The following is a 26,390-nucleotide window of genomic DNA, read 5'->3' on the forward strand; positions in this document are numbered from 1 at the left end:
GAGGCCGTCTGAAAATATTTTTCAGACGGCCTTTATATGTGGCGGAAAGCGCTTTACAGCGTGGTGTCCAGCGCGGCGGAGATGTCCGCCCAGATGTCTTCGATGTCTTCGATGCCGACGGAAAAACGCAGCAGGCCGACGCGGATACCCAGTTCGGCTTTCACTTCGGGCGGCACGCCGCTGTGCGACTGGGTGTAGCAGTGGTTGACCAGGCTTTCGACGCCGCCGAGGCTGGAAGCCATGCGCACCAGTTTCATGTTTTTAATCACGCTGTTGGCGGATTCGCGGCTGTCGTTTTTCAGATAAATTGTCACCACGCCGCCGCAGCCTTTGGCCATCTGCCGCTGCGCCAAATCGTGATGCTCGTGCGAGGGCAGGCCGGGGTAGAACACTTTTTCCACCGCCGGATGCGCTTCGAGGCGGCGGGCGGTTTCCAGCGCGTTGGCGCAGTGCCGCTCCATTCTGAGGGCAAGGGTTTTGATGCCGCGCAGCACCAGCGAGCAGTCGGCGGGGCCGGCCACCGCACCGGTGTTCACCATCATGGCGTGCAGCGGTTTGGCCAATTCGGGTGTTTTGGCGACGACGATGCCCATCAGCACGTCGGAATGGCCGCACAGGTATTTGGTGGCGGAGTGGAAAACGATGTCGCAGCCCATATCCAGCGGCTGTTGCAGATAGGGCGTGGCAAAGGTGTTGTCGATGCCGGTGAGCGCGCCTGCAGCCTTGGCTTTGGCGGCCAGCGCGGCGATGTCGACCAGGCGCAAAAGCGGGTTGGACGGCGTTTCCAGCCAAACGAGTTTCACCTTGTTGTTTTCCGCCAGGGCTTTGTCGAGATTGGCGGGGTCGGTGAGGTCGGCAAACACCACGTTCACGCCCCAGGCGGCGTACACCTCCGTCAGCAGATCGTAGCTGCCGCCGTAGATGTCGCTGACGGCGATAATCGTGTCGCCCGGGCGTAAAAAGGTGCGGAACACGCAGTCTATGCCCGCCATGCCGCTGGCGAAGGCGAAACCGGCCGCGCCGTTTTCCAGCGCGGCGGCGGTGTCTTCCAGCACCTTGCGCGTCGGGTTGGCGAGGCGGGCGTAGCGGAAGGGGATTTGTTCGCCGATTTCCTTCATGGCGAACATGGAATTCTGGTAAACGGGCGGCATGATGGCGCGGTTGTGCTCGTCGGGATTGTAGGCGGCGTGGATGGCTTCGGTGGCGAATCGGCGGGTCATGGCAAAACTCCTCTGGATGGGTGGAGCGGCGGATTTTAGGCCGTCTGAAAAGGGCGGGCAACGGAAAAGGCCGTCTGAAAGCGCAGCTTCAACGGAGTGAAAAGCCCTCCGCATCCGCGCCTTCGCCCGAAAAGCAGGCAAAACGGTTGCAGAGGGCGGGCTAACCCGCTACGATTGCGCCCCAACGAAAATCAGCAAACGGTATCAAAACTATGCCCAGTGCAATCATAGTCGAAGACGAAATTCTGGCGGCCGAACGCCTGCGCGTCCTCTTGGACGAATGCGGAGTGGTGTTGCTCAAAACATTCGCCCACGCCAAGCCCGCCCTCGAATGGCTGAGCGTACACGAAACCGACATCGTGTTTACCGACATCAACATGCCCGAAATCACCGGCCTCGATTTTGTCGAACGCATCAAACGCATCGCCAAAAAACAGCCACACGTTATTTTCACCACCGCCTACGAAGAACACGCCCTGCGCGCCTTCGAGCTGGCGGCGGAAGACTACCTGCTCAAACCCATCAAAATCGCCCGCTTGCAGGCCGCCTTGGCGCGCGTGCAGGGCAATATCGAAGAATCTGCCGACGAATTCAAAAGCTTCCAAGTGTTTAACCGCGAACGCATGGTCGAAATCCCCTGGCAGCAGGCGCGCTATCTGCAGGCCGACCAGAAAACCGTCTTCCTCATCACCGGCGACGGCTCGCGCTACGAGCTGCCCAAAACGCTGGTGCACTGGGAAGAGCTGCTCGGCGAGAAAGTTATCCGCGTCCACCGCAACGCGCTGGTGATGCGCCACACGCTCGACAGCCTCATCCGACTCGACGGCGACGAAGACGAAGGCAACGCCAGCTGGGGCGCGAAAGTGCTGGACGTGGAAGAAGTTCTGCCCGTCAGCCGCCGCCAGCTCTCCGCCATCCGCCGCATCCTGCGCGACGGCGCGTAAGGCGTTTCGCCCGACGGCATCGGAAAAGCCCGCAGTATTCCGCTGCGGGCTTTTTGCGTTCGGGCAGGCGGCAGAGGCCGTCTGAAAACGGGGCGAGGGCAGTTTCAGAAGGCCTCAATCCGCTCTTTGCCGCTTCGGTATCGCCGCCTGACGGCGCAATATCCGCGTCAAGAATCGGACAGGCCGCCATGCAGGGAAGAGGCCGTCTGAAAACCCGCATCGGGTTTCAGACGGCCTCTTTGCATTTTCCGTCAGACGAATTGGAAACGGACAAACCAGTAGTAGTGGCTGTTTGCTTTGCCGTTTCCTCGGCCTGTCAATGCGGCAGCGGCGCGGGCGGCGGCCTTGTTGAGGCGGGGATGGGGCGAAGCTTCGAGGATGCGGCTGCGGCGGATACGCCCGCGCGCGTCGGTGTCCAGCCCGATGAGTATTTCGCCTTCCTCGCCGTTTTCAAGCGAGGCGGCGGGGTAGGGCGGGCGGCGCAGGTCGGGAATGATTGCGTGGACGGATTGGTCTGCGGCGGTGAAGACGATTTTTCGCGCGGGCGGCGGCGGATTGCGGCGCAGGAAGTCTTCCGCCTGCCGCAGAAAGCGGACGGACGAGCCGTAGAGGATGAAAACGGGTTGGTCTGTTTGGCAGCCTGCCGTGTCAGGGAAAACGGCGCTGACGTGGCCAATGCCTGCGCGGTCGCTGCCGCCGATTTCCTGATAGAGGACGGCGGGAATATCGCTTGCAGCGGCGGGGCGGATGAGGCAGGCGGCCAGAAAAAGGGCGGCGGAGAGTTTGCGGAGCATGGTTTCTTTAAAAATGACGGGCTGTCGGAGGCCGTCTGAAAGAACGGCGGAACGGGTTGGTAAAATGCCGTCTGAAAAGCGGGGAGGTGGTTTGCGGTTCGGAAAACCTGTTTTCAGACGGCCTTTTTGTTTCAATAGATGCAGTCGGACACCGACCGCAACTTGACATGTGCAAACGGACAAAGGCAGTCTGAAAGCAACATCCATGAAGTGAAAACATGTGTTCAGACGGCCTTTCCGCATATCCGACAGGCGGACGGTCAAGCGCCGTTTTCCTGTTCTTGTGTTTCCTTGTGCCGACGCAGCCATTCGAGGGCAGCTGCTTTTTCCTCCGGGCTGCCGTATTGCGCGTCGCGGCGGTAGCGGCGCAGCGCGGCTTTTTCTTGGGCGGCCTGCAACTGCTGCGCTTTGAAACGGTCGCGGTTGGCGGGGGTGCTGCGCTGTGCCTGTTGCGCGTTGGCGCGCGCCATGGCCTGCGCGATGAGGTCGGCGGGGTTGATGGCGGATTTGGCGGTGTTTGCGGCTGCGGTTGCGGCGGATTGGGCGCGTAGGGCGGCGGCTCCTTTGGCGGCACGTTGGTTTTGTCTGGCTTCGGCCTCGCGGGTTTTACGCGTTTCGCGGTTCTGCCAGCGGGTGCGGGCGTGGGCGGCGGCGGCAAAGCGCGGGTCGGTTTCGTTGTCGGACAGGGTGCGCGCCTGCGGCAGGAAGGTGTCGGCAGACGGGTTTTCAGACAGCCTCATGTGGATGCAGTCGACGGGACAGGGGGCGACGCACAGGCCGCAGCCGGTGCATTCTTCGGCGATGACGGTGTGCATGAGTTTGGATGCGCCCATGATGGCGTCGACGGGGCAGGCGCGGATGCAGGCGGTGCAGCCGATGCAGGCGGACTCGTCTATCCAAGCCAGAGCGGGGGTTTGCGTTTTGGCGGGGGCGAGCGGCGGTTTGCCGAGCAGCCGGGCGATGTCGAGCATCACCGCTTCGCCGCCCGGTGCACACAGGTTCACTGCCGCTTTGCCCGCTGCGAGTGCTTCGGCATAGGGCAGGCAGCCGTCGTAGCCGCATTCGCGGCATTGGGTTTGCGGCAGCAGGCGGTCGATTTGGCGGGCGGATACGGCGGTCATGGCGGAATCGGGTTGGGGTCGGTGAAAAAGGGGCGGCATTGTAACAGATGGATTCGCAAGGCGTTTGTTTTGGCTCACTATAACTTTGTTGAAATTTTGCTTTCAGAAACGTCATTCCCGCAAAGGCGGGAACGGCCTGCTGCGTTTTTATTTGTTGTGGACAAAATGTATAAAAATTTTGCTGTTTGGACCGTCTGAAAAGAAAATCTGACGGATTCTGTTGCCACTTTGTCCAATTTCAGTATAATCGCCTCTTCTTTGAAGAAACTGCCCGATGACGATTGGACAAAAAATGCAATTGAACATAGACCGCTTAATCGCCTATTTCGGCGGCGTGAACGCGCTGGCCGAGGCTTTGAAGCAGCAAGACCCCGAAAACGCCGCCAGCACGGCCGCCATCTACAAATGGCGCGTGCGCGGCTCGCTGCCGCTTTCGCAGTTGAACAAACTGCTGGCGCTGGCCGAGTCGCAAGGCCGGTCTTTGGATTTGAACGCTTTTATGCAGCAGCAAACCACCTTGGAGAAAAACACCATGACCACCAGCCAAAACAACCGCGTCATCATATTCGACACCACCATGCGCGACGGCGAACAGTCGCCCGGCGCATCCATGACTAAAGAAGAGAAAATCCGTATTGCCCGCCAGTTGGAAAAAATGGGCGTGGACGTGATTGAAGCAGGCTTTGCCGCCGCCAGCCCGGGCGATTTCGAATCGGTGAACGCGATTGCCAAAATCATCACTAACGCCACCGTCTGCTCGTTGGCACGTGCCGTTGAAAACGATGTCCGCAAGGCGGGCGAAGCCGTTTCCCCCGCGCCGAAAAAGCGCATCCACACCTTCATCGCCACCAGCCCCATCCATATGGAGCACAAACTGAAAATGAAGCCGCAACAGGTGATTGATGCGGCGGTGAAAGCGGTGAAAATCGCCAAAGAATATACGGATGATGTGGAATTTTCCGCCGAAGACGCGGTTCGTTCCGATTTGGACTTTTTGGCTAAAATTTTTACGGCGGTGATTGAAGCGGGCGCGACTACCATCAATATTCCCGATACCGTCGGCTACTCCATCCCTTCCGTTTGGTATGAGCGTATCAGCAATATCATTAAAAGTGTGCCCAACAGCAATAAGGTCATCTGGTCTACACACTGCCACAATGACTTAGGCATGGCGGTCGCCAATTCGCTGGCCGCCGTTCAGGCAGGCGTGCGCCAGGTGGAATGCACCATCAACGGTTTGGGTGAACGCGCGGGCAATGCCAGCTTGGAAGAAATTGTGATGGCTCTGAAAGTACGCCACGATTTGTTCGGCTTGGAAACGGGCATCGACACCACGCAAATCGTGCCGGCATCGAAACTGGTGTCCACCATTACCGGCTATCCCGTGCAGCCCAACAAGGCGGTGGTCGGCGCAAACGCCTTTGCGCACGAATCGGGCATCCATCAGGACGGCGTACTGAAACACCCCGAAACTTATGAAATCATGACTGCCGAATCGGTCGGCTGGGCCACCAACCGCCTGACCTTGGGCAAATTGTCTGGCCGCAGCGCGTTCCGCAGCAAATTGGCAGAATTGGGCATCGAATTGGAAAGCGAAGAAGCGTTGAATGCCGCGTTTGCCCGCTTCAAAGAACTTGCCGACAAAAAACGGGAAATCTTCGACGAAGACCTGCACGCGCTGGTGTCCGACGAAATGGTCAGCCTCAATGCCGAAAGCTACAAATTCGTTTCGCAGAAAATCACCACCGAAACCGGCGAAATGCCGCGCGCCGAAATCGTGTTCAGCGTGCGGGGCGAAGAAAAACACGCCTCGGCGACAGGCTCGGGTCCCGTCGATGCGATTTTCAAGGCCATCGAAAGCGTGGTGCAGAGCGGCGCAGTGTTGCAGATTTACTCGGTGAACGCCGTGACGCAGGGCACGGAAAGCCAGGGCGAAACCAGCGTGCGCCTGGCTCGCGGCAACCGCGTCGTCAACGGACAGGGCGCGGACACCGACGTGCTCGCCGCCACCGCCAAAGCCTATCTGTCGGCTTTGAGCAAACTGGAATTCGGCGAGGAAAAAGTGAAAGCGCAGGGCGATATTTAAACCGCCGCCGCGCAAAGAGGCCGTCTGAAAGCAGGGTTTCACTTCGTTGAAGCCTTGCTTTCAGACGGCCTTAGTCCGTTTGTGTACGTCAAGTTTGCGGGCGACGCCCAACTATCTATTATTAAACCAGCCGCTATACATAAAAGAGGCCGTCTGAAAAACAGTTTTCCACTCCGGTGGCGCATTGTTTTCAGACGACCTCAGCCCGTTTGCAGGCATACATAAAAGATGTTTAAGCGCCTTTGCCTGCCAAGACGCGTGCCACGGTGTCGACCACGGCCTGTGTCTGCGGGTCGATTTCCAAATTGATTTCGTCGCCTTCCTGCCGCGTGCCGAAGAGGGTGCGTTGCAGGGTTTCGGGAATCAGGTGGACGTTGAATTCCGTATCCGACACTTGGCCGACGGTGAGGCTGCATCCGTCGAGCCCGACAAAGCCTTTGGGCAGGATGTAGGGGCGCAGCGCGGCGGGCAGGGAAAACCAAACAGTGGTGTTGAGGCCGCTGCGTTCGATGCGGGTGACGGTGGTAGTGGCGGTGATGTGGCCGCTCATCAGGTGGCCGCCGATTTCGTCGCCGAAGCGGGCGGCGCGTTCGAGGTTGACCGCGTCGCCTTCTTTCAGACGGCCTAAGTTGGTTTTGTCCAGCGTTTCGCCCATCAGGTCGAATTTTGCCAGCCGTCCGCCGGTTTCGGTGATGGTGAGGCAGCAGCCGTTGTGGGCGACGGACGCGCCCGGTTGCAGGCCGTGCGCCATGTGTTCGGGCAGCTCGACGGTGTGGGTGCGGAAGTCGGCGGCGGGCTGCTCGACGGAAACGATGCGGCCGATGCCTTGTACGATGCCTGTAAACATAATCGGTCTTTCGGGAGGGGTTGCGGAAGAGGGAAGGCCGTCTGAAACGGAAAATGGGCTTTCAGACGGCCTGTTGTGTCGTGAAGATGCCTGAGGCCGTTCCCGCCTTCGCGGGAATGATGTTTTTGAAAGTGCAGCTTTAACGTATTTAAGGCCGTCTGAAAGAGAGCAGCAGGTCGCGGAAGGCGTTGGGGTCTTTGATGAAGGTCATTTCGCCTTCCTGCGGGAAGTGGAAGTCGAGCAGGCGCGACACCCAGAAGCGGACGCAGCCGGCGCGCTGTGCCACGGGAAAGTAGGCGCGTTCCGCCGCCGACAGGGGGCGCACGCTTTCGTAGCCGCGCATAAAGGCGTCGGCGAGGGCTGTGTCGAGGCGGTTGTCGGCGGTGCGCGCCCAGTCGTTGACGGCGATGGCGAGGTCGTACATGAAATTGCCGTCGCAGGCGTAATAGAAGTCGATGAAACCGGCCACGCCGTTGCCGTCTAGCAGAACATTGTCTTTGAACAGGTCGGCGTGGATGATGCCGCGCGGCAGGCCGGTATCGGGGTGCGCGTCGAGATAGGCGATTTCGTCGGCCAGTAGTTTTGCGTCTTCTTCGTTCAATACGGGATATAGCTTATTGGCCGATTCGCGCCACCAAGTGCTGTAACGCGGGTTGTCCATGTGCATGGGGAAGCTTTGCCCGGCCAGGTGCATTTTCGCCAGCATGGCTCCGGTGTTGAAGCATTGTTCCACCGTCGGCCAGCTTGTGTCCGCACCGTTTAAGCAGGTGACGAGGCAGGCCGGTTTGCCCGCCAGCACGGAATCGAAACGCCCGTCTTTGCGCGGCACGGGCGCGGGGCAGGCAACGCCGCTGCCGCTCAAATGCTGTTTCAGCAACAGGAAAAACGGCAGCTCGTGCTGCTGCAAAACCTCGAAAACCGTCAGAACGTAGCGGCCGGCGGAAGTGGTGAGAAAATAATTGCTGTTGGTCACGCCTTGGGCGATGCCGGTCAGCGAAACGAAAGCGCCCAAATCGTAGTCGGCCAGAAATGCGCGCATTTCGTCGTCGGAAACGCTGGTGTAAACGGACATGGTTACTTAACTGCCTGAATGTGGTTTCAAATGGAAATAACGTCGGAAAAAAACGGACGAATCATACTGAAAAAAACATGGCGGTGCGATATGCAAATCAGGCGGCCAAAACAGGTTTCGGATAAGGCGCAGTGTGTGCAGGTGATTTGTAAAAACAAAATTTCTTTTCCGTTCATTGATATGACGATTTTGCATTGTTTTTTCTGTTTTCCCTGCTTGACTGAAGTTTGCCGGGTCCTGTATAGTTCACATCTTCGCTGCTTCGGCGGCGCTGTTCTTTAATAAAACGATTACCGATAAGTGTGAGTGCGCGAGCCTCACACTGCGACAAAAACAGACAGAAGATGTTTTCATTGACTGTCGGTTTCTTTGAAGCAGACCAGAAGTTATAAGTTAGAGATTGAACATAAGAGTTTGATCCTGGCTCAGATTGAACGCTGGCGGCATGCTTTACACATGCAAGTCGGACGGCAGCACAGAGAAGCTTGCTTCTTGGGTGGCGAGTGGCGAACGGGTGAGTAATGTATTGGAACGTACCGAGTAATGGGGGATAACCAATCGAAAGATTGGCTAATACCGCATACGTCCTGAGGGGGAAAGCGGGGGATCTTCGGACCTCGCGTTATTCGAGCGGCCAATATCTGATTAGCTGGTTGGTGGGGTAAAGGCCTACCAAGGCGACGATCAGTAGCGGGTCTGAGAGGATGATCCGCCACACTGGGACTGAGACACGGCCCAGACTCCTACGGGAGGCAGCAGTGGGGAATTTTGGACAATGGGCGCAAGCCTGATCCAGCCATGCCGCGTGTCTGAAGAAGGCCTTCGGGTTGTAAAGGACTTTTGTCAGGGAAGAAAAGGCTTTTGATAATACCAGGAGCTGATGACGGTACCTGAAGAATAAGCACCGGCTAACTACGTGCCAGCAGCCGCGGTAATACGTAGGGTGCGAGCGTTAATCGGAATTACTGGGCGTAAAGCGGGCGCAGACGGTTTGTTAAGCAGGATGTGAAATCCCCGGGCTCAACCCGGGAACTGCGTTCTGAACTGGCAGGCTAGAGTGTGTCAGAGGGGGGTAGAATTCCACGTGTAGCAGTGAAATGCGTAGAGATGTGGAGGAATACCGATGGCGAAGGCAGCCCCCTGGGATAACACTGACGTTCATGCCCGAAAGCGTGGGTAGCAAACAGGATTAGATACCCTGGTAGTCCACGCCCTAAACGATGTCGATTAGCTGTTGGGCAGCTTGACTGCTTAGTAGCGTAGCTAACGCGTGAAATCGACCGCCTGGGGAGTACGGTCGCAAGATTAAAACTCAAAGGAATTGACGGGGACCCGCACAAGCGGTGGATGATGTGGATTAATTCGATGCAACGCGAAGAACCTTACCTGGTCTTGACATGTACGGAATCCTCCAGAGACGGAGGAGTGCCTTCGGGAGCCGTAACACAGGTGCTGCATGGCTGTCGTCAGCTCGTGTCGTGAGATGTTGGGTTAAGTCCCGCAACGAGCGCAACCCTTGTCATTAGTTGCCATCATTAAGTTGGGCACTCTAATGAGACTGCCGGTGACAAACCGGAGGAAGGTGGGGATGACGTCAAGTCCTCATGGCCCTTATGACCAGGGCTTCACACGTCATACAATGGTCGGTACAGAGGGTAGCCAAGCCGCGAGGCGGAGCCAATCCCAGAAAACCGATCGTAGTCCGGATTGCACTCTGCAACTCGAGTGCATGAAGTCGGAATCGCTAGTAATCGCAGGTCAGCATACTGCGGTGAATACGTTCCCGGGTCTTGTACACACCGCCCGTCACACCATGGGAGTGGGGGATACCAGAAGCAGGTAGGCTAACCGCAAGGAGGCCGCTTGCCACGGTATGCTTCATGACTGGGGTGAAGTCGTAACAAGGTAGCCGTAGGGGAACCTGCGGCTGGATCACCTCCTTTCTAGAGAAAAAAGAGGCTTGTGCATTCACACTTATCGGTAATCGAAAGAGCGTTACAAAGGGTTTGTAGCTCAGGTGGTTAGAGCACACGCTTGATAAGCGTGGGGTCGTAGGTTCAAGTCCTACCAGACCCACCAAAAAAACCGTACGGACAAAATCCGATGCAGCAAGACGGGGGCATAGCTCAGTTGGTAGAGCACCTGCTTTGCAAGCAGGGGGTCATCGGTTCGATCCCGTTTGCCTCCACCACATACTTTACAAATCAAAAAGGGTTGCTATAATGCGCAGCCCGTTTTGATTTGCGAAGTAGACAAAATCGAACGCATAGATCTTTAACAAATTGGAAAGCCGAAATCAACAAACAAACGAAGTAAGGTTTGTGTCTGCATGAAACAGCCGGAAGGCCGTCTGAAAGCAGGTAGTTTTAAATAACAGACAAACCGAATACAGAAATTTGGGTGATGATTGTATCGACTTAACCCTGAAACACAAAAGGCAGGGTTAAGACACAACAAGCAGTAAGCTTTATCAAAGTAAAGGCCTTAAGGAACGTAGCTAGTCAACGGCGAAACTCCAAAGTCAGAAAGGTGCTTCAAATGATAGAGTCAAGTGAATAAGTGCATCAGGTGGATGCCTTGGCGATGATAGGCGACGAAGGACGTGTAAGCCTGCGAAAAGCATCGGGGAGCTGGCAATAAAGCTTTGATCCGGTGATGTCCGAATGGGGAAACCCACCGCATTCAGTGCGGTATCCTTGTCTGAATACATAGGACAAGAGAAGCGAACCCGGAGAACTGAACCATCTAAGTACCCGGAGGAAAAGAAATCAACCGAGATTCCGCAAGTAGTGGCGAGCGAACGCGGAGGAGCCTGTATACGATAGCCGTCGGGATAGAAGAAAGAATTGGAAACTTCTGCCATAGTGGGTGATAGCCCCGTATTCGAAATTCCGGCGGTGGTACTAGGTATACGACAAGTAGGGCGGGACACGAGAAATCCTGTCTGAAGATGGGGGGACCATCCTCCAAGGCTAAATACTCATCATCGACCGATAGTGAACCAGTACCGTGAGGGAAAGGCGAAAAGAACCCCGGGAGGGGAGTGAAATAGAACCTGAAACCTGATGCATACAAACAGTGGGAGCGGATTTATTCCGTGACTGCGTACCTTTTGTATAATGGGTCAACGACTTACATTCAGTAGCGAGCTTAACCGGATAGGGGAGGCGCAGGGAAACCGAGTCTTAATAGGGCGATTGAGTTGCTGGGTGTAGACCCGAAACCGAGTGATCTATCCATGGCCAGGTTGAAGGTGCCGTAACAGGTACTGGAGGACCGAACCCACGCATGTTGCAAAATGCGGGGATGAGCTGTGGATAGGGGTGAAAGGCTAAACAAACTCGGAGATAGCTGGTTCTCCCCGAAAACTATTTAGGTAGTGCCTCGAGCTAGACACTGATGGGGGTAAAGCACTGTTATGGCTAGGGGGTCATTGCGACTTACCAACCCATGGCAAACTAAGAATACCATCAAGTGGTTCCTCGGGAGACAGACATCGGGTGCTAACGTCCGGTGTCAAGAGGGAAACAACCCAGACCGCCAGCTAAGGTCCCAAATGACAGATTAAGTGGTAAACGAAGTGGGAAGGCACAGACAGCCAGGATGTTGGCTTAGAAGCAGCCATCATTTAAAGAAAGCGTAATAGCTCACTGGTCGAGTCGTCCTGCGCGGAAGATGTAACGGGGCTCAAATCTGTAACCGAAGCTGCGGATGTACTTTTAGTGCATGGTAGGGGAGCGTTCTGTAGGCCTGCGAAGGTGTCTCGTAAGGGATGCTGGAGGTATCAGAAGTGCGAATGTTGACATGAGTAGCGATAAAGCGGGTGAAAAGCCCGCTCGCCGAAAGCCCAAGGTTTCCTACGCAACGTTCATCGGCGTAGGGTGAGTCGGCCCCTAAGGCGAGGCAGAAATGCGTAGTCGATGGGAAACGGGTTAATATTCCCGTACTTTGATTCAATGCGATGTGGGGACGGAGAAGGTTAGGTTAGCAAACTGTTGGAATAGTTTGTTTAAGCCGGTAGGTGGAAGACTTAGGCAAATCCGGGTCTTCATAACACCGAGAAGTGACGACGAGTGTCTACGGACACGAAGTAACCGATACCACGCTTCCAGGAAAAGCCACTAAGCTTCAGTTGGATCAGAACCGTACCGCAAACCGACACAGGTGGGCAGGATGAGAATTCTAAGGCGCTTGAGAGAACTCGGGAGAAGGAACTCGGCAAATTGATACCGTAACTTCGGGAGAAGGTATGCCCTCTAATGTGAAAGACTTGCTCTGTAGGCATAGGAGGGTCGCAGAGAATCGGTGGCTGCGACTGTTTATTAAAAACACAGCACTCTGCAAACACGAAAGTGGACGTATAGGGTGTGACGCCTGCCCGGTGCTGGAAGGTTAATTGAAGATGTGAGAGCATCGGATCGAAGCCCCAGTAAACGGCGGCCGTAACTATAACGGTCCTAAGGTAGCGAAATTCCTTGTCGGGTAAGTTCCGACCCGCACGAATGGCGTAACGATGGCCACACTGTCTCCTCCCGAGACTCAGCGAAGTTGAAGTGGTTGTGAAGATGCAATCTACCCGCTGCTAGACGGAAAGACCCCGTGAACCTTTACTGTAGCTTTGCATTGGACTTTGAAGTCACTTGTGTAGGATAGGTGGGAGGCTTAGAAGCAGAGACGCCAGTCTCTGTGGAGCCGTCCTTGAAATACCACCCTGGTGTCTTTGAGGTTCTAACCCAGACCCGTGATCCGGGTCGGGGACCGTGCATGGTAGGCAGTTTGACTGGGGCGGTCTCCTCCCAAAGAGTAACGGAGGAGTTCGAAGGTTACCTAGGTCCGGTCGGAAATCGGACTGATAGTGCAATGGCAAAAGGTAGCTTAACTGCGAGACCGACAAGTCGAGCAGGTGCGAAAGCAGGACATAGTGATCCGGTGGTTCTGTATGGAAGGGCCATCGCTCAACGGATAAAAGGTACTCCGGGGATAACAGGCTGATTCCGCCCAAGAGTTCATATCGACGGCGGAGTTTGGCACCTCGATGTCGGCTCATCACATCCTGGGGCTGTAGTCGGTCCCAAGGGTATGGCTGTTCGCCATTTAAAGTGGTACGTGAGCTGGGTTTAAAACGTCGTGAGACAGTTTGGTCCCTATCTGCAGTGGGCGTTGGAAGTTTGACGGGGGCTGCTCCTAGTACGAGAGGACCGGAGTGGACGAACCTCTGGTGTACCGGTTGTCACGCCAGTGGCATCGCCGGGTAGCTAAGTTCGGAAGAGATAAGCGCTGAAAGCATCTAAGCGCGAAACTCGCCTGAAGATGAGACTTCCCTTGCGGTTTAACCGCACTAAAGAGTCGTTCGAGACCAGGACGTTGATAGGTGGGGTGTGGAAGCGCGGTAACGCGTGCAGCTAACCCATACTAATTGCTCGTGAGGCTTGACTCTATCATTTGAAGGACTTTAAAACCTTTAAGATAATGCTTACATCGGACTTGTTCCGATACTTTCATCACAGTTGATTTGACGACGGTTTGTAACCGTCCGGCTTTACCGATTTGACAGTTTACGTCTGGCGGCCATAGCGAGTTGGTCCCACGCCTTCCCATCCCGAACAGGATCGTGAAACGACTCAGCGCCGATGATAGTGTGGATTCCCATGTGAAAGTAGGTCACTGCCAGACACTTATTCCGAACCCCCGCAAAAAGCGGGGGTTTTTGTTTGTTCATGCCGGAGTAAGAATTCGTGCCTGTTTGTTTGTGCCGTAGTAGGGGTTTGAGGCTTTATCCCGGGTATGCGTCATTCGGGCCGGGTATGCATCATGGTGTAGGTTTCGGTCTGCTGCTATCTTTATCTTAAGCTTCTTCTGTCGGATAAAACAGAATGTTGCTCCGGGAAAATGCTTGCCGATTCGGCAGTTTTTAATTATGATATCCGTTCTTGATTGTGCCGGCCCGTCCGGTGTGTGTGCCGGAACATTATTTCGGTTGTGTGCAAAAAGAAACCGGAATGGTGTGCCGCTTATGTGTCAGAAAGGAAAATTATGATGAAGAAAATCCTGTTCGGATTGGCAGCCTATGCGCTGGCGGCTCTGGCCGCCGCTGCGGTTAATATCAATACGGCAACGGTGGAGGAGCTGAAAGCCCTGCCGGGCATCGGCCCGGCCAAAGCCCAGGCCATTGCCGACTACCGTAAGGAAAACGGTGATTTCAAATCGGTTGAGGATTTGAAAAAGGTCAAAGGCATCGGCGAGGGTATCTTCGGCAAGCTCAAGGATGAGGCTACCGTCGGTTCCTCACCCAATGCCAAAGCAGCCAAACCCGCCGCACCTGCCGCCAAAAACGTACCGCCCGCTCCCGCCGCCAAAAAGTAGACGGGAAAACCCGTATCCGCAGCCGCCGGGAGCTTCACTGCCGGCGGCTTTGCCTTGGGTGGAAGCCCTCCGGTACTGCGCGGGAGAATGTCGCCTTAAAAATGCAGAACGGAGCGCTCAGCCTGCGCGCAGGGATCTTTGGATGCCGAAAATCGAGAGTAGGGACAGTAGAAAACCGAAGAGGGATTTCATATCCATGCCTTGGCTGATAAACAGCCAGCCCAGTATGAAGGCACATACCGGGCTGAGCAGTCCCAGCGATGAAGCCACTGCGGGCGGTAATTTGGTAATGCCACGGAAAAACAGCGCGTAGGCAAATACTGCACCAAAAAGACTCAGATAGACGAAGCCACCGATATTTTTTGCCGTCAGCGTGGCGGGCGCTGTTTCCAGCGCGAGTGTAAACGGCAGGATAAACAGACCGCCGAACAAAAGCTGCCAGCCGGTAAATGCCAGCGCGGGCAGTTTGATGCGCCAGTGTTTTGACAGGTACACGCCCAAGGACATCGATGCCGCTCCGGTCAGTGCTGCCGCGATACCCAAGCCGTCAAAGGCGGCCTGTGGAGAAAGCACCATCAGAGCGATGCCCGCCACGCCTGCTGCCGCCCAAGCCCAAGCAGCTTTGGGCGGCATGGTTTTGCCGATGAGCCAAGTCAGGAACAGCACCATCAGCGTCTGTGTCGCGCTGAGCGTGGCTGCCAGTCCGCCGGGCAGACGGTAGGCGGCCACAAACAACATGGCCTGAAACAGGCCGATATTGAGTACACCCAGCAGCACGGTTTTTGCCCACTCGCCCCGTGCCGGTGCACGGCGCGACAAGGCAATCAGCAGCAATCCGGCCGGCAGTACGCGGACAAACGCGGCGGTAAACGGAATGCCGGAAGGTAGAAATTCGGTGGTCACCAGATAAGTGCTGCCCCAAATCAACGGGGCAAGTGCGGTAACTAACAGATCGCGGGTACGGAAGGCATGCATGGCGGTTTCTCTGATGTTGTGTATTTGAATGTCGGCACAATACGGCGGACAAGGCCGTCTGAAAGTGGAGCAAAACGGAAACCTGCCTTTCAGACGGCCTGATTCTGTTGCGAACTCCCTTATTCTATCCACCGCACCACATCTTCGGCCGCGCGGCGGGTTTTTTCGCGCGGTTCGGCGGCACGGTAGCCGAAAGCGGCCATCACAGCGGCTTGAAACTCGTCGGGATTTATCAACCCGTTTTCCGCCAGCAGGTTGTTGGTGCGGCGCATATCGAAACCTTCGATCGGCGTGGAATCGATGCCGATCAGCGCGGCGGCGCTCATCATGTTGGCCAATGCGATGTAGCACTGCTTCGCCGCCCAGTCGTCGAAAGCGCGCGGGTTTTCGTACAGCGCGAAATCGTGTTCGGCAAAATTTTTAAAAAAGCCTTCGCGTTGGACAACGGTTTCAGACGGCATTCCGTGCACGCCGCCCCACATTTCGCGGCGGTAATCTGAGCGCATGGCGGCTTCTTTGCGCGAGAGTAAAACGACAAAATGGCTGCAATCGGCGATTTTTTCCGCTGCGCCCCATGCGGTGTCGCGTAGGGCTTCGCGCAGGGCGGGGTTTTGGACGACCAAAAACCGCCAAGGTTCCAAGCCGAACGAGCTGGGCGACAGGCGCGCGGCTTCGAGGATAAAGTCGAAATCTTCCGCACTGATTTTCTTGGTAGGGTCGTATTTTTTGCAGGCGTGGCGGAAGAGAAAGGCATTTAAAACGGCGGATTTTTCGACAAACATCGGTATGCTCCTGTAAGTTATCTTGAATACGAGATAAATTATAGTGCCGTTTGTCTTTGTGTCAAGATAAAATAGCAGCCTGTTTGACAGGTTTTCAGGAGCAGAATGTGGCTAAGACCAAAGATGCGGTGGATGAAATCGCCGCCCAATGGCGCAGAGAGTTGCCCGATTTGGAAGCGGAAAACATGATACTGATAGGCCGTCTGAAACGCTGCGCCGCGCTGGCCGAGAGCGAATTGGACAAAGTGTTTGCCGCGCACGGCTTGGGCGGCGGGCTGTTTGACGTACTTGCCGCCCTGCGCCGCAGCGGTGCGCCCTACAAGCTCACGCCTACGGAGCTTTATTCCTCGCTGATGGTTACGTCGGGCACGATGAGCACGCGGCTGAAAAAGCTTGAAGCCGAAGGCTGGATCGAGCGTCTGCCCAACCCGCAGGACGCGCGCAGTATGCTGGTGCGCCTCACCGACAGCGGCAAAACCCTGGTTGAGAAGGCTGTGTATCCGCACGTTGCCAACGAAAAACGCCTGCTCGACAAGCTCGACGGCGAAACGCGCCTGATATTGGAGCGCGGTTTGGCCGCGCTGCTGCGGGCTTGGGAGGGCGGGACGGATGAGGCCGTCTAAAAGATCGGCCGCAACGGAGTGAAAATAGGCTGTGCAGACGAAAAAAGGCCGTCTGAAAGCATGGAAACGCTTTCAGACGGCCTTTGCATGGCGACCCCGTGTTTTGCCTGCTGTTCTGTTACCGTGTTCCGAATGAGGGAGGCCGCTCCCGCCTTCGCGGAAATGACGTTTCTGAAAGCTGTTTTGACTTTGCAGACGGAAAAGGCCGTCTGAAACGGTAATCAAGCCGTCTGAAAGCGTCTCTGTACTTTCAGACGGCCTCTTGCCGCATCCGGCGGCGGGCTTACAGGCTCAGGCGGCCGTGTGCGGCTTCCTGCGTGATGCTGTGGTCGGCGAGGTCGGCGGCGGTGAGGCAGCCGCCCCAGAGGGCGCCGGTGTCGAGGGCGAGGACGTTTTTGGCGTCGATGAAGCCGAGCGCCGACCAGTGGCCGAAGACGACGGTGTGGTCGAGGTGGCGGCGCTCGGGGCTGTCGAACCAGGCGTGCAGGTCGGCGGGCATGTCGGACAGGGTGCTTTTGAAGTCGAAGTCGAGGCTGCCGTCGGCGTTGAGGGCGCGCATGCGGGTGAAGGCGTTGGTGATGAAGCGCAGGCGGTCGTCGCCTTCGAGGCCGTCGTCCCAGGCGGCGGGCCGGTTGCCGTACATATTGGCGAAAAAGGCGGCGGCGCCGCTGCCGCGCAGGCGGCGGGAAACTTCGGCGGCCAGTGCGGCGGCCTGCTGCACCGTCCATTGCGGCAGGATGCCGGCGTGGGTCATGACGTGGCGTCTGCTTTGGACGAGCAGGGGTTGGGCGCGCAGCCAGTCGCGCATTTTGCCGGCGTTTTTGTGGGAGACGATGGTGTCTATGGTGTCGCGGCGTTTCATGCTGCCGTGGCCGTAGAGAACGGCGAGCAGGTGAAGGTCGTGGTTGCCGAGCACGATTTGCACGCTGCTTTCGTGCTTTATGCAGAATTTGAGGGTTTCGAGGGATTTGGGGCCGCGGTTGACGATGTCGCCGGTGAGCCAGAGGGTGTCGCGGCCGTGGTTGAAATCTATTTTGGCGAGGAGGGCGGCCAGTTCGTCGAAACAGCCTTGGATGTCGCCGATTGCGTAGTGTGCCATGGGGTTTGCCTTGTTTTCGCTTTCAGACGGCCTTTGCCGTGCGCCGCCGTGTCTTGATGTGTTTTCGGGTTGTGCTCTTACCGGCACGCGGCGGAGCGGCCGTTTACGCTTTCGCGGGAATGACGTTTCTGAAAGCATGGTTACGCGTTTTCATTTCGTCGGCGTTTGGCTTTCAGACGGCCTGCCGTCATTCGTCGTCCCATTCGTCGCGCCAATCCGACCAGGCTTGGCGCAGGGCGCGGCGGACGGTGTCGCCGTCGAAGCCGCGGTAGGCGAGAAAGCGTATCTGTTTTTGTTTTTCCGCGTAGTCCTGCGGCGGGGCTTTGAATTTTTTCTGCACGGCGGCCACGGCGGCGGCGAGTTCCTGTTCCGCGTCGGGCAGGAGGGCGCGGACGGTGTCGCGGTCTATGCCCTGCTGTTCGAGGTCGCGGCGCAGGCGCAGGCTGCCGTGTTTTTGGCTTTTGCTGTGGATGTAGGCTTCGGCGTAACGCTCGTCCGACTGCCAGCCGCGTTCGGCCATTTCGTTTAAGACGGCCTCCAACTCTTCTTCGCTTTGGGCATACGGGGCGAGTTTGCGTTTGAGGGCGGCGCGGCCGGTTTCGCTGCGGGCGAGGATGTCGAGGGCGCGGGCGCGCAGGGATTTTTGCGGTTTCATCGGTTTCAGACGGCCTCGGGGGAGGGCGGTTTGGGCCAGGGATTTGCGTCGGAAAATCTCTAATGCCGTCATTCCCGCGCAGGCGGGAATCTTATTTCGGACTCGGTATCTGATTGTTTTTCAAAAATTGTCGAATATCTGCCAGGATTCCCGCCTGCGCGGGAATGACGTCCGGCAGACGGCCTCAGGTGTTTTCGGGGTCTTGCGTTTTCTGCGGCCGCAGGTGTTCGTAGATTTCGGGCAGGGAGCGGATCAGCCAGTCGGGGCGGGTGGCGGGGTTTTGCGAGAGCAGGGTCATGTCGCCGTAGCCGTAGGTGACGCCGACGGCGGTGCAGCCGGCGGCTTTGGCGGCGAGGATGTCGTTGCGCGAGTCGCCGACCATAATCATGTTGGCATGGTCGACGCCCAGCACTTGCGCGGCGTGCAGCAGCGGCGCGGGCGAGGGTTTTTTTTCGGGCAGGCTGTCGCCGCCGAGGATGAGGCTGAAATAGTCGGCCAGACCGAGTTCGCGCAGCAGCTTCACGGCCAGCATTTCGCTTTTGTTGGTGACAACGGCCAGCGGGATGCCGAGGGATTTGAGCAGGCCGAGACCGGCTTCGACGTCGGGGTAGGGGCGGGTGGCGTCGGCGATATGCCCGGCGTAGTGGCGCACGAAGAGGGTGAAGCCTTCTTCCCATTGCGCGGGCTCGGCCCGGCCGTGGAAGTCGGCGGTGAGGGCGCGGTGGACGAGGGAGGCGATGCCGTCGCCGACGTAGCTTTCGATGGTTGCCTGCGGCAGCGGACTCAGGCCGAGGGCTTGGCGCATGGCGTTGGCGGCGGCGGCGAGGTCGGGGATGGAGTCGCAGAGCGTGCCGTCGAGATCGAAGGCGGCGGCTTGGACGTGGTCGATAGCGGGCTGCATGGGGCTTCCTTTTTTGGGGATTGAGGCCGTCTGAACACGCTTTCCGTCTTTCAGACGGCCTCGGGGGCGTAATCCGAATGGGGCGCGTTCGTCGCTTAGCGACACACCCTACGGGAGGCCGTCTGAAAGTGAGGCAGGCTTTCAGACGGCCTGTGGTTTACAGGGCGGCGATCATGCGGCCGACCATTTCCGCCGAGTGGACGGCGGCGGTTTCTAAAAACTGCTCGAAGCTGACGTCGGCTTTTTCGTCGGCAGAGTCGGACAGGGCGCGGATAACGACGAAGGGGACGCCGAGTTGGGCACAGGTTTGGGCGATGGCGGCGGCTTCCATTTCCACGGCCTGCACGGCGGGGAAGTCGGCACGGATGGCGGCGGCGGCTTCGGCACTGTGGACGAATTGGTCGCCGCTGGCAATCAGGCCGCGTGTGACGGCGGCGTGCGGGAAGGCTTCAGCGGCTTTTTCGGCGGCGGAGATCAGGGCGGCGTCGGCGGCGAAGGTCGGGGGAAGCTGCGGCACTTGGCCGGGGGCGTAGCCGAAGGCGGTGGCGTCGACGTCGTGGTGGACGGTTTCGCTGCCGATCACGACGTCGCCGACTTTCAGGCCGCTGCCGAGGCCGCCCGCGCTGCCGGTGTTGATAACGCAGTCGGGGGCGAATTGGAGGACGGCGGCAGCGGTGGCGGCGGCGGCGTTGGCTTTGCCGATGCCGCTGAGGGTGAGGACGATGCGTTTGCCGTGCATCTCGCCCGTGTGGATTTCAAACGCGCCGAAGCGGTGGCTTTCGCGGCCGTTCAGACGGCCTTTGAGCAGCTCGATTTCGGGCGGCATCGCGCCGATAACGGCGATGGTGCGCATTTGTGTCATGCGAACACCTCTTCCCATTCTCCGCGTTTGTCGAGCAGGTAGCGGGCGATTTTCTGCGCGCCTTCGAGGCTGTGGCTGGCCGCCCAGCCGCATTGGACGACGTTGCAGGCGGGCACTTCTGTGGCGGCGGTGACGTCGTGCAGGGTTTTTTCGATTAAGTCGAGGGCGTCGCGGTATTCGGGCAGGTTGAGCAGGGTGATGTAAAAGCCGGTTTGGCAGCCCATCGGGCTGATGTCCACAATCTTGTCGGAATGGTTGCGCGAGAGTTCGGCCATCAGGTGTTCGAGGGAATGCAGGGAGGGCATGTCCATGTGGTCTTGGTTGGGCTGGCAGACGCGCAGGTCGTATTTGTAGATGATGTCGCCGTGGTCGCCGTCGGTAATGCAGGCGAGGCGGACATAGGGGGCTTTGACTTTGGTGTGGTCGAGGTTGAAGCTCTCGACGTTCATTTTCTTTTCGGCGGTGATGGTGTTCACGGCGGCTGTCCTCAATGTTGGAAAGGCGCGGATTATAACGCAGGCAAAAGGCCGTCTGAACAGCCCTACAGGTTTTTCAGACGGCCTTTTGCCTTATCCGGATGGGTTTATTTTCCGTCGAGGCGTTTTCTGACGGTGTTGAAGAAGCCGCGCAAAAGGTCGATGTCTTCGGTTTCGGGATGGGCGCGGGCAAAGAGGTTGTGCAGGCGGCGGATAATGCGTTCGCCGTTGCGGCGGTTGAAGAAGCCGATGCCGTCCATCAATTCGGCCATGTGGGCGCTCATGCCCGCAACCTGCGCGTGCGATGCGGGGTGTTTGGGCGGGACGAGGTGGGAGAGGTCGGCGTCGGTTTGGCTGTAGATTTCGTAGGAAACGACCTGCACGGCCTGGGCGAGGTTGAGGGAGAAATAGGCGGGGTTGCCGCTGATGGTCATCAGGCGGTTGCAGCTTTGCACTTCTTCGATGCTCAGGCCGAAGGTTTCGTTGCCGAAGACGAGGGCGGTTTGTTGTCCGGCGCGGGCGCTTTGCAGGATTTCGGGGGTGAGCTGGCGCGGGGTTTGCAGCGGGGCGGTGAGCTCGCGTTTGCGGCTGGTGAGGGCGCAGCTGACAACGGTGTCGGCGAGGGCTTCGTCCAGCGTGGCGGCGATGCGGGCGGCGTCGAGGACGTCGGCGGCGCCGGAGGCGAGGATGCGGCTTTCTTCGGGCAGAACGAAATCCTGCGGCTTTTGCGGGTCGAAAACGGGCGGCTCGGGGGTCATGGGCGTGGCCATGAGATTGGGGGCGACGAGGACGAGGCGGGTCAGCCCCATGGTTTTCATGGCGCGGGCGGCCGAGCCGATATTGGCGGGATGGCTGGTGCGGGTGAGGACGACGCTGATGTTGTCGAGATAGGCGGGGGCGGCGGGAGTCATGGTGGCTGGTGTCCGGTCGGGATGGGTTTCAGACGGCCTTCTGCCTGCCTGAGGCCGTCTGAAAACAAAAACAGGCGCCCGGTTTGGCAAACAAACCGCCGTAGCCTGCTCTGTCTGTATTGCGTATAATCCGCCGCTTTTCGCGGCTGCGGAAAAAGGCGCGCATTTTCACACAAAACCGCCGCCGCCCGCAAAGATACGTTCTTTCACAACCCTAGATTTGCCGTTTTCAGACGGCCTTTTCCCCTCCACCGAAGGAAAGCCATGAACCCCGTCCTCAACACCGCCTTCAAAGCCGCCCGCAAAGCGGGCGACATGATGATACGCGCCTCCAAAGACCTCGGCCGCGTCAAAGCCGAGAGCAAAGCCTTCAACGACTTCGTTTCCGACATCGACAAAACCGCCGAAAGCATCATCGTCGAAACCCTGCTCGAAGCCTATCCCCAGCACAAAATCACCGCCGAAGAAGGCGGCAGCCTCGGCAACCCCAAAGCCGAATACGAATGGATCATCGACCCGCTCGACGGCACGACCAACTATCTGCACGGCCATCCGCAATACGCCGTTTCCATGGCGCTGCTCTACAAAGGCCAGATACAGGAAGCCCTGGTTTACGCGCCCGAGCGCAACGACCTCTACATGGCCTCGCGCGGCAAAGGCGCGCTGCTCAACGACCGCCGCATCCGCGTGTCCAACCGCATCGAACTCAACCAATGCCTGATCGGCACGGGCTTTCCCGTTGTCGACCAAAGCATCGCCGACACTTACCTCGCCATCCTGAAAGACATCATGGCCAAAACCGCAGGCGCGCGCCGCGAAGGCGCGGCCTCGCTGGATTTGTGCTCGCTGGCCGCCGGACGCTTCGACGCCTTTTTCGAGTTCAACCTCAAACCGTGGGACATCGCCGCCGGCGCGCTGATCGCCAAAGAAGCGGGCGCCATCGTCACCGATACCGAGGGCGAACAAAACTGGCTCGAAAGCGGCAACATCGTTGCCGGCAATCCGAAAGTGCTGGCGCAGCTCTTGCAGATTATCGGCAACCACACGCAGAAGGCCGTCTGAAAGAAGTAAAGTTCCAATGAAACGGGAAAACGGCGGCATCCGTCTGTTTTACCGTCATAAAAGGCCGTCTGAAAACGGGTTTTCCCGCTTTCAGACGGCCTTTTTGTTCAGACGGCCTCTTCTAATATTCCGCAGAATGCCAAAACGGCTGCCCCACCGTCGGCGTACTCGCCTGCGCCTGTTCGCGCGGCGGCACGGGGTCGGACTCGAACGCGGTGCGGCCTGCTTCCACCGCCAGCGCAAACGCCCGCGCCATGTCCGCGGGGCTGCCCGCTCGGGAAACCGCCGTGTTGAGCAGCACGCCGTCGTAGCCCCACTCCATCACCTGCGCCGCCTGCGAGGGCAGCCCCAGCCCGGCATCGACAATCAGCGGCGTGTCGGGCAGACGCTCGCGCAACACGCGCAGGGCGTAGGCGTGCACCGCGCCCAAGCCCGTGCCGATGGGCGCCGCCCACGGCATCAGCGCTTCGCAGCCCGCATCGAGCAGTCGGCGGCAGGCAATCAGGTCTTCCGTGCAGTAGGGCAGCACTTTGAAGCCGTCTGAAATCAGGATTTTCGCCGCTTCGACCAGTTGGAACACGTCGGGCTGAAGCGTGTCGTCGTCGCCGATCAGCTCCAATTTAACCCAATCGGTTTCAAACACTTCGCGCGCCATCTGCGCCGTGGTAACGGCCTCCCGCACGCTCTGGCAGCCTGCGGTGTTGGGCAGCACGGGAATGCCGGTTTGCCGCAAAAGTTCCCAAAAACCCTGCCCGTGCGAGCCGTCGGCACTTTGCGCGCGGCGCAGGGCGACGGTAATCATTGCGGGCGCGGCGGCCGCGACGGATTGACGCAGGATTTCGGGGCTGGGATAGGCGGCCGTGCCGAGCAAGAGGCGCGAGGGGAAGGCTTGGCCGTAGAGTGTGAGCATGGTTTCTTCCTTTATATTTGTATTGTTTTTTTCAAACGGCCTATCCGCCGACAACGGGGCGCACGATGTCGATACGGTCGTTTTCTTTTAACGCGGTATCGGCATAGGCCGGTTTGGGTACGAACACGGTGTTCACCGCCGCGGCAAAAGGCGTTGGCGGCGCGGTCTCGGCAATCAGGTCGGCAAGGGTTCGACCTTGCAGCGCAAAGTCCTCTCCGTTGAGCAAAACGTTCATTCAGACGGCCTCACTCTTTGTCGTAGCCTGCCACGGTCAGCGGCGCGCCGATGGTATAGAAATGGCCGCCGGCCACATAATGCAGCGTGCGCCATTCGTCGCCGGCGGTTTCAAAGTGCCAATGGCCGTCGAACACGGCATCGTCCGCCCACGCCGCAAGCACTTCGCCGACAAACAAATCATGCTCCTGTTGCATGGTTTCGTTGGGCATGACGCGGCACAACAGCCAGCCCGCGCAGCCTTCGATAAGGGGCACGGGGCAGCCTTCGGGCTTAAACGTTTTTGCGCCGCTCTCTTCGATTTTGCGCGGATTGTCGCGCCCGCTGCTGCTGCCGAGTTTCAACACCGTTTCGGCCTGGCGGGCAACGGGGATTTGCAGCGCAAACAGGCCGTTTTGCTCAATCAGCGAGCGCGTGAATGCGGCTTTGTCGAGCACCACGCTCACTTTGGGCTTGGGCATATAGTCCACCGCGCAAGCCCAGGCGGCGGCCATCGCGTTGGCGCGGCCTTGCGCTTCGGCCGACACCAATACGGTCGCGCCGATGTTGAGCAGGAGGTAGCATTTTTCGAGGGGGACGGGGCGGATCATTTTGGGTTTCCTGTGGACAATGGTTTCAGACGGCCTGTGTGTTTTGAGGCTGCTCCCGCCTTTGCGGGAATGACGTTTCTGAAAGCAGGTTTTAAAACAGACGCTGCCGCTTACGGTTAATATCGAAACCATGGCCGCTTTGGTTTTTGCACATCATGCCGCTTGGGCGGCCGGTGCACTGCCAGCCTTGGCCGCGTATGGTTTGGCCGTATCGGAGCACGCGGCTGTCTGCCAGCGCGACGGTGTCGCCGTGGCAATAGACTTCGGCGCGGCCTTTGGCACCGAGGGCGAAGCCGTCGCCCCAGTCGAGGTCGCAGTCGTCGGGGCGTTTTTGCGCGGGGCGGATGTTTTCGCGGTGGCCGCGGATTTCGCAGCTGACACCGGCGCTGACTTTGCCGCTGTCGATGTCGCGGTAGTCGCCCATGCAGTGGATGTTGCCGCCGGGGCTGCGGAAAGCCACACCGGATTTGGCTTGGGCGGCGCAGGAGATGGCGAGGGCTGCAAGGAACAGGATTTTGCGTTTCATGGTTTTCCTTTATGAGTTGGGATGGAAAGCGGGACTGCAACGCAGTGAAAACGGAAAAGGCTGTTTCAGACGGCCTCAATCCCACAAGGCGCGGAAGGATTGTACAACGGCTTCGGGATCGGCCGCTTCGGTAACGGCGCGGACAACCGCCAGCGACGATACGCCCGTTGCCAGCACCGCCGCCGCGTTGCCCAAATCAATGCCGCCGATGGCAACCACGGGCGTATTGCCGGCCTGCTTCACATATTCGCGCAGCTTGTCCAAGCCCTGCGGCGCGGTGGGCATCTGCTTGGTGGCGGTGGGAAAAATCGCGCCGCTGGCGACATAGCTCGGATTTACCGACAAGGCGCGGTCAAGTTCGGCCGTCGAATGCGTGCTCAAACCGAGCCGCAGCCCTGCGGCGGCGATGGCGGACAAATCGGCGCCCTCCATATCCTCCTGCCCCAAATGCACGCCGTATGCGCCCGCCGCTATCGCTTCGCGCCAATGGTCGTTGATAAAAAGCTGCGTTCTGCTGCCTTCGCAGGCGGCAACACAGCGCGTGATTTCGCGGCGCAGCGCCTCGCCCGACAGGGTTTTGCAGCGAAGCTGCACCGTATCCGCCCCTGCCTTCACCATGCGGACAACCCGGTCGGCATCGGGCACGACGGCGTAGAACTTGAGCGGGGATTTGAGCGGCGGGAAAGTCATGGGTGTTCCTTGTGTTCACTATCGAAGCGGGGAAAAGCGGTTTGTACGGGGTAAAAATATCCGACTGCACAAAAAGGCCGTCTGAACCCCCAAAACGGCGTTCAGACGGCCTCGGTCTTTATTTCACATCCGCGCGTACGGCTTTGAGCAGCGGCTGTTTTTTCGCGTCCGACAACACCAGCGTGTTACCGTCAACAAAGTAAGACGCGGTGTGCTGCAAAGCGTCGGTCATGGCCTGTTCGCGTTTCATCAGCGCGGGTTCGCACAGCATCCGCGTTGAGGCGGTGCCCGCAAATTCGAGGCGGCCTGCGGTTTCGGTGTAGCCGCCGAACAGGCGGTTGCAGCCTGCCGTACCGCTGAACGACGAGCGGGCGGAGTCGAAAGCGAGCGATGCGTCGGCGTCGGCAGGCAGCGCGGATTGGCCGATCTGCACCACGCGCCAGCCGCCTTCAAGCGGAGCGGCGGATTGGGTTTGCGGCTGCGCGGCGGCAGGCGAACCGGATTCGGCGGGGGCGGCGGCGGGGGCGGCCAGCAGGAGGGCAGCGGGGTAAAGGACGGATTTCACGGATGTTCTTCTTATAGGTTGGTTAAACGGGCAGCGCAAGGCCGTGTGTCGGAATGATGGGATTTCGGCGGATTGTTCAATC

The 26,390-nt window shown here is 58.4% G+C and carries 24 protein-coding genes, 2 tRNA genes and 3 rRNA genes; 10 read left to right on the top strand and 19 right to left on the bottom strand.

Annotated elements, in window-relative coordinates:
- Positions 1 to 53 precede the first annotated feature (53 nt).
- A complete protein-coding gene (locus ACG2K1_RS04345; RefSeq protein ID WP_395429386.1) occupies positions 54 to 1,220 on the bottom strand; it encodes a trans-sulfuration enzyme family protein in 1,167 nt (388 codons plus the stop codon).
- Between the two features lie 212 nt (positions 1,221 to 1,432).
- Between ACG2K1_RS04345 and ACG2K1_RS04350 the strand changes: the two genes are divergently transcribed.
- A complete protein-coding gene (locus ACG2K1_RS04350; protein WP_009425853.1) occupies positions 1,433 to 2,164 on the top strand; it encodes a LytTR family DNA-binding domain-containing protein in 732 nt (243 codons plus the stop codon).
- Positions 2,165 to 2,415: 251 nt separating this feature from the next.
- Here the strand turns inward: ACG2K1_RS04350 and ACG2K1_RS04355 are convergent, their stop codons facing one another.
- Together ACG2K1_RS04355 and ACG2K1_RS04360 are read right to left on the bottom strand one after the other, a co-directional pair.
- Positions 2,416 to 2,958, bottom strand: a complete 543-nt coding sequence (locus ACG2K1_RS04355; RefSeq protein ID WP_157697509.1) for an energy transducer TonB — start codon at positions 2,956 to 2,958, stop codon at positions 2,416 to 2,418.
- Positions 2,959 to 3,218: 260 nt separating this feature from the next.
- Positions 3,219 to 4,079: an RnfABCDGE type electron transport complex subunit B gene (locus ACG2K1_RS04360; protein WP_036495887.1), complete on the bottom strand. Its 861-nt coding sequence runs from the start codon at positions 4,077 to 4,079 to the stop codon at positions 3,219 to 3,221.
- Between the two features lie 292 nt (positions 4,080 to 4,371).
- Here ACG2K1_RS04360 and ACG2K1_RS04365 point away from each other — a divergent pair, with 292 nt between their 5' ends.
- Positions 4,372 to 6,165, top strand: a complete 1,794-nt coding sequence (locus ACG2K1_RS04365) for a 2-isopropylmalate synthase (protein WP_395429387.1) — start codon at positions 4,372 to 4,374, stop codon at positions 6,163 to 6,165.
- A 232-nt stretch (positions 6,166 to 6,397) separates the two neighbouring features.
- On the opposite strand, the gene ACG2K1_RS04370 is transcribed toward ACG2K1_RS04365, so the two are convergent.
- Both ACG2K1_RS04370 and thrB read right to left on the bottom strand, forming a co-directional pair.
- On the bottom strand, positions 6,398 to 7,012 hold the full coding sequence (locus ACG2K1_RS04370) for a riboflavin synthase subunit alpha (protein WP_395429388.1): 615 nt from the start codon (positions 7,010 to 7,012) through the stop codon (positions 6,398 to 6,400).
- 148 nt (positions 7,013 to 7,160) lie between these two features.
- On the bottom strand, positions 7,161 to 8,084 hold the full coding sequence (gene thrB / locus ACG2K1_RS04375) for a homoserine kinase (RefSeq protein ID WP_395429389.1): 924 nt from the start codon (positions 8,082 to 8,084) through the stop codon (positions 7,161 to 7,163).
- Positions 8,085 to 8,486: 402 nt separating this feature from the next.
- Between thrB and ACG2K1_RS04380 the strand changes: the two genes are divergently transcribed.
- The 6 genes from ACG2K1_RS04380 (at position 8,487) to ACG2K1_RS04405 (ending at position 14,447) form a co-directional block, all read left to right on the top strand.
- Positions 8,487 to 10,027 (top strand): 16S ribosomal RNA (locus ACG2K1_RS04380).
- Positions 10,028 to 10,086: 59 nt separating this feature from the next.
- Positions 10,087 to 10,163: transfer RNA gene (locus ACG2K1_RS04385), tRNA-Ile, on the top strand.
- Positions 10,164 to 10,199: 36 nt separating this feature from the next.
- Positions 10,200 to 10,275, top strand: a tRNA-Ala gene (locus ACG2K1_RS04390).
- 354 nt (positions 10,276 to 10,629) lie between these two features.
- Positions 10,630 to 13,521, top strand: a 23S ribosomal RNA gene (locus ACG2K1_RS04395).
- Between the two features lie 123 nt (positions 13,522 to 13,644).
- Positions 13,645 to 13,757, top strand: a 5S ribosomal RNA gene (gene rrf, locus ACG2K1_RS04400).
- The 16S, 23S and 5S rRNA genes sit together here with 2 tRNA genes alongside, the layout of an rRNA operon.
- Positions 13,758 to 14,120: 363 nt before the next feature.
- On the top strand, positions 14,121 to 14,447 hold the full coding sequence (locus tag ACG2K1_RS04405) for a ComEA family DNA-binding protein (RefSeq protein ID WP_395429613.1): 327 nt from the start codon (positions 14,121 to 14,123) through the stop codon (positions 14,445 to 14,447).
- Positions 14,448 to 14,564: 117 nt separating this feature from the next.
- On the opposite strand, the gene ACG2K1_RS04410 is transcribed toward ACG2K1_RS04405, so the two are convergent.
- A complete protein-coding gene (locus tag ACG2K1_RS04410; RefSeq protein WP_395429578.1) occupies positions 14,565 to 15,422 on the bottom strand; it encodes an EamA family transporter in 858 nt (285 codons plus the stop codon).
- A gap of 119 nt (positions 15,423 to 15,541) precedes the next feature.
- Entirely contained in the window at positions 15,542 to 16,204 is a 663-nt protein-coding gene (locus ACG2K1_RS04415) for an NAD(P)H-dependent oxidoreductase (RefSeq protein WP_395429579.1), read from the bottom strand.
- Positions 16,205 to 16,311: 107 nt separating this feature from the next.
- Here ACG2K1_RS04415 and ACG2K1_RS04420 point away from each other — a divergent pair, with 107 nt between their 5' ends.
- Positions 16,312 to 16,827: a MarR family winged helix-turn-helix transcriptional regulator gene (locus tag ACG2K1_RS04420; RefSeq protein WP_395429580.1), complete on the top strand. Its 516-nt coding sequence runs from the start codon at positions 16,312 to 16,314 to the stop codon at positions 16,825 to 16,827.
- A gap of 283 nt (positions 16,828 to 17,110) precedes the next feature.
- Here the strand turns inward: ACG2K1_RS04420 and ACG2K1_RS04425 are convergent, their stop codons facing one another.
- The 6 genes from ACG2K1_RS04425 to ACG2K1_RS04450 form a co-directional block, all read right to left on the bottom strand.
- Positions 17,111 to 17,926 (bottom strand): symmetrical bis(5'-nucleosyl)-tetraphosphatase, encoded by an 816-nt coding sequence (locus ACG2K1_RS04425; RefSeq protein WP_395429581.1) that lies wholly within the window; start codon positions 17,924 to 17,926, stop codon positions 17,111 to 17,113.
- A 187-nt stretch (positions 17,927 to 18,113) separates the two neighbouring features.
- Positions 18,114 to 18,581, bottom strand: a complete 468-nt coding sequence (recX, locus tag ACG2K1_RS04430; RefSeq protein WP_395429589.1) for a recombination regulator RecX — start codon at positions 18,579 to 18,581, stop codon at positions 18,114 to 18,116.
- 184 nt (positions 18,582 to 18,765) lie between these two features.
- Positions 18,766 to 19,482 carry a phosphoglycolate phosphatase gene (locus tag ACG2K1_RS04435; RefSeq protein WP_009426484.1) on the bottom strand — a complete coding sequence of 239 codons (717 nt, stop codon included), beginning with the start codon at positions 19,480 to 19,482 and terminating at the stop codon, positions 18,766 to 18,768.
- 157 nt (positions 19,483 to 19,639) lie between these two features.
- On the bottom strand, positions 19,640 to 20,344 hold the full coding sequence (locus tag ACG2K1_RS04440) for a 5'-methylthioadenosine/adenosylhomocysteine nucleosidase (RefSeq protein ID WP_395429582.1): 705 nt from the start codon (positions 20,342 to 20,344) through the stop codon (positions 19,640 to 19,642).
- Positions 20,341 to 20,793, bottom strand: a complete 453-nt coding sequence (locus tag ACG2K1_RS04445) for an S-ribosylhomocysteine lyase (protein ID WP_009426487.1) — start codon at positions 20,791 to 20,793, stop codon at positions 20,341 to 20,343. Before ACG2K1_RS04445 ends, ACG2K1_RS04440 begins: the two co-directional genes overlap by 4 nt.
- Before the next feature lie 134 nt (positions 20,794 to 20,927).
- Positions 20,928 to 21,731, bottom strand: a complete 804-nt coding sequence (locus tag ACG2K1_RS04450) for an RNA methyltransferase (protein ID WP_009426489.1) — start codon at positions 21,729 to 21,731, stop codon at positions 20,928 to 20,930.
- 264 nt (positions 21,732 to 21,995) lie between these two features.
- Here ACG2K1_RS04450 and ACG2K1_RS04455 point away from each other — a divergent pair, with 264 nt between their 5' ends.
- Complete coding sequence (locus ACG2K1_RS04455) at positions 21,996 to 22,793, top strand: inositol monophosphatase family protein (RefSeq protein ID WP_009426491.1); 798 nt, start codon at positions 21,996 to 21,998, stop codon at positions 22,791 to 22,793.
- Positions 22,794 to 22,914: 121 nt separating this feature from the next.
- Here the strand turns inward: ACG2K1_RS04455 and ACG2K1_RS04460 are convergent, their stop codons facing one another.
- The 6 genes from ACG2K1_RS04460 to ACG2K1_RS04485 form a co-directional block, all read right to left on the bottom strand.
- Entirely contained in the window at positions 22,915 to 23,703 is a 789-nt protein-coding gene (locus ACG2K1_RS04460; protein ID WP_036496249.1) for a thiazole synthase, read from the bottom strand.
- 40 nt (positions 23,704 to 23,743) lie between these two features.
- A complete protein-coding gene (thiS, locus tag ACG2K1_RS04465) occupies positions 23,744 to 23,938 on the bottom strand; it encodes a sulfur carrier protein ThiS (RefSeq protein WP_009426493.1) in 195 nt (64 codons plus the stop codon).
- Positions 23,939 to 23,948: 10 nt separating this feature from the next.
- Positions 23,949 to 24,527, bottom strand: coding sequence for a flavin reductase family protein (locus ACG2K1_RS04470; RefSeq protein WP_395429583.1), 579 nt, complete (start codon positions 24,525 to 24,527; stop codon positions 23,949 to 23,951).
- Between the two features lie 91 nt (positions 24,528 to 24,618).
- Entirely contained in the window at positions 24,619 to 25,053 is a 435-nt protein-coding gene (locus ACG2K1_RS04475) for a DUF6636 domain-containing protein (RefSeq protein WP_009426495.1), read from the bottom strand.
- A 75-nt stretch (positions 25,054 to 25,128) separates the two neighbouring features.
- Positions 25,129 to 25,743 (bottom strand): thiamine phosphate synthase, encoded by a 615-nt coding sequence (gene thiE / locus ACG2K1_RS04480; RefSeq protein ID WP_395429584.1) that lies wholly within the window; start codon positions 25,741 to 25,743, stop codon positions 25,129 to 25,131.
- Between the two features lie 118 nt (positions 25,744 to 25,861).
- A complete protein-coding gene (locus tag ACG2K1_RS04485) occupies positions 25,862 to 26,308 on the bottom strand; it encodes an META domain-containing protein (RefSeq protein WP_395429585.1) in 447 nt (148 codons plus the stop codon).
- Positions 26,309 to 26,390 lie beyond the last annotated feature (82 nt).

The organism is Neisseria sp. 23W00296, from assembly GCF_044772855.1.
In the GTDB taxonomy this organism is placed as follows: Bacteria; Pseudomonadota; Gammaproteobacteria; order Burkholderiales; family Neisseriaceae; genus Neisseria.

Excerpts from the sequence above, each read along its gene's own strand:
- ACG2K1_RS04345 (WP_395429386.1), bottom strand. The coding sequence starts at position 1,220 with ATGACCCGCCGATTCGCCACCGAAGCCATCCACGCCGCCTACAATCCC.
- ACG2K1_RS04350 (WP_009425853.1), top strand. The coding sequence starts at position 1,433 with ATGCCCAGTGCAATCATAGTCGAAGACGAAATTCTGGCGGCCGAACGC.
- ACG2K1_RS04355 (WP_157697509.1), bottom strand. The coding sequence starts at position 2,958 with ATGCTCCGCAAACTCTCCGCCGCCCTTTTTCTGGCCGCCTGCCTCATC.
- ACG2K1_RS04360 (WP_036495887.1), bottom strand. The coding sequence starts at position 4,079 with ATGACCGCCGTATCCGCCCGCCAAATCGACCGCCTGCTGCCGCAAACC.
- ACG2K1_RS04365 (WP_395429387.1), top strand. The coding sequence starts at position 4,372 with ATGCAATTGAACATAGACCGCTTAATCGCCTATTTCGGCGGCGTGAAC.
- ACG2K1_RS04370 (WP_395429388.1), bottom strand. The coding sequence starts at position 7,012 with ATGTTTACAGGCATCGTACAAGGCATCGGCCGCATCGTTTCCGTCGAG.
- thrB (WP_395429389.1), bottom strand. The coding sequence starts at position 8,084 with ATGTCCGTTTACACCAGCGTTTCCGACGACGAAATGCGCGCATTTCTG.
- ACG2K1_RS04405 (WP_395429613.1), top strand. The coding sequence starts at position 14,121 with ATGAAGAAAATCCTGTTCGGATTGGCAGCCTATGCGCTGGCGGCTCTG.
- ACG2K1_RS04410 (WP_395429578.1), bottom strand. The coding sequence starts at position 15,422 with ATGCATGCCTTCCGTACCCGCGATCTGTTAGTTACCGCACTTGCCCCG.
- ACG2K1_RS04415 (WP_395429579.1), bottom strand. The coding sequence starts at position 16,204 with ATGTTTGTCGAAAAATCCGCCGTTTTAAATGCCTTTCTCTTCCGCCAC.
- ACG2K1_RS04425 (WP_395429581.1), bottom strand. The coding sequence starts at position 17,926 with ATGGCACACTACGCAATCGGCGACATCCAAGGCTGTTTCGACGAACTG.
- recX (WP_395429589.1), bottom strand. The coding sequence starts at position 18,581 with ATGAAACCGCAAAAATCCCTGCGCGCCCGCGCCCTCGACATCCTCGCC.
- ACG2K1_RS04435 (WP_009426484.1), bottom strand. The coding sequence starts at position 19,482 with ATGCAGCCCGCTATCGACCACGTCCAAGCCGCCGCCTTCGATCTCGAC.
- ACG2K1_RS04440 (WP_395429582.1), bottom strand. The coding sequence starts at position 20,344 with ATGACACAAATGCGCACCATCGCCGTTATCGGCGCGATGCCGCCCGAA.
- ACG2K1_RS04445 (WP_009426487.1), bottom strand. The coding sequence starts at position 20,793 with ATGAACGTCGAGAGCTTCAACCTCGACCACACCAAAGTCAAAGCCCCC.
- ACG2K1_RS04450 (WP_009426489.1), bottom strand. The coding sequence starts at position 21,731 with ATGACTCCCGCCGCCCCCGCCTATCTCGACAACATCAGCGTCGTCCTC.
- ACG2K1_RS04455 (WP_009426491.1), top strand. The coding sequence starts at position 21,996 with ATGAACCCCGTCCTCAACACCGCCTTCAAAGCCGCCCGCAAAGCGGGC.
- ACG2K1_RS04460 (WP_036496249.1), bottom strand. The coding sequence starts at position 23,703 with ATGCTCACACTCTACGGCCAAGCCTTCCCCTCGCGCCTCTTGCTCGGC.
- thiS (WP_009426493.1), bottom strand. The coding sequence starts at position 23,938 with ATGAACGTTTTGCTCAACGGAGAGGACTTTGCGCTGCAAGGTCGAACC.
- ACG2K1_RS04470 (WP_395429583.1), bottom strand. The coding sequence starts at position 24,527 with ATGATCCGCCCCGTCCCCCTCGAAAAATGCTACCTCCTGCTCAACATC.
- ACG2K1_RS04475 (WP_009426495.1), bottom strand. The coding sequence starts at position 25,053 with ATGAAACGCAAAATCCTGTTCCTTGCAGCCCTCGCCATCTCCTGCGCC.
- thiE (WP_395429584.1), bottom strand. The coding sequence starts at position 25,743 with ATGACTTTCCCGCCGCTCAAATCCCCGCTCAAGTTCTACGCCGTCGTG.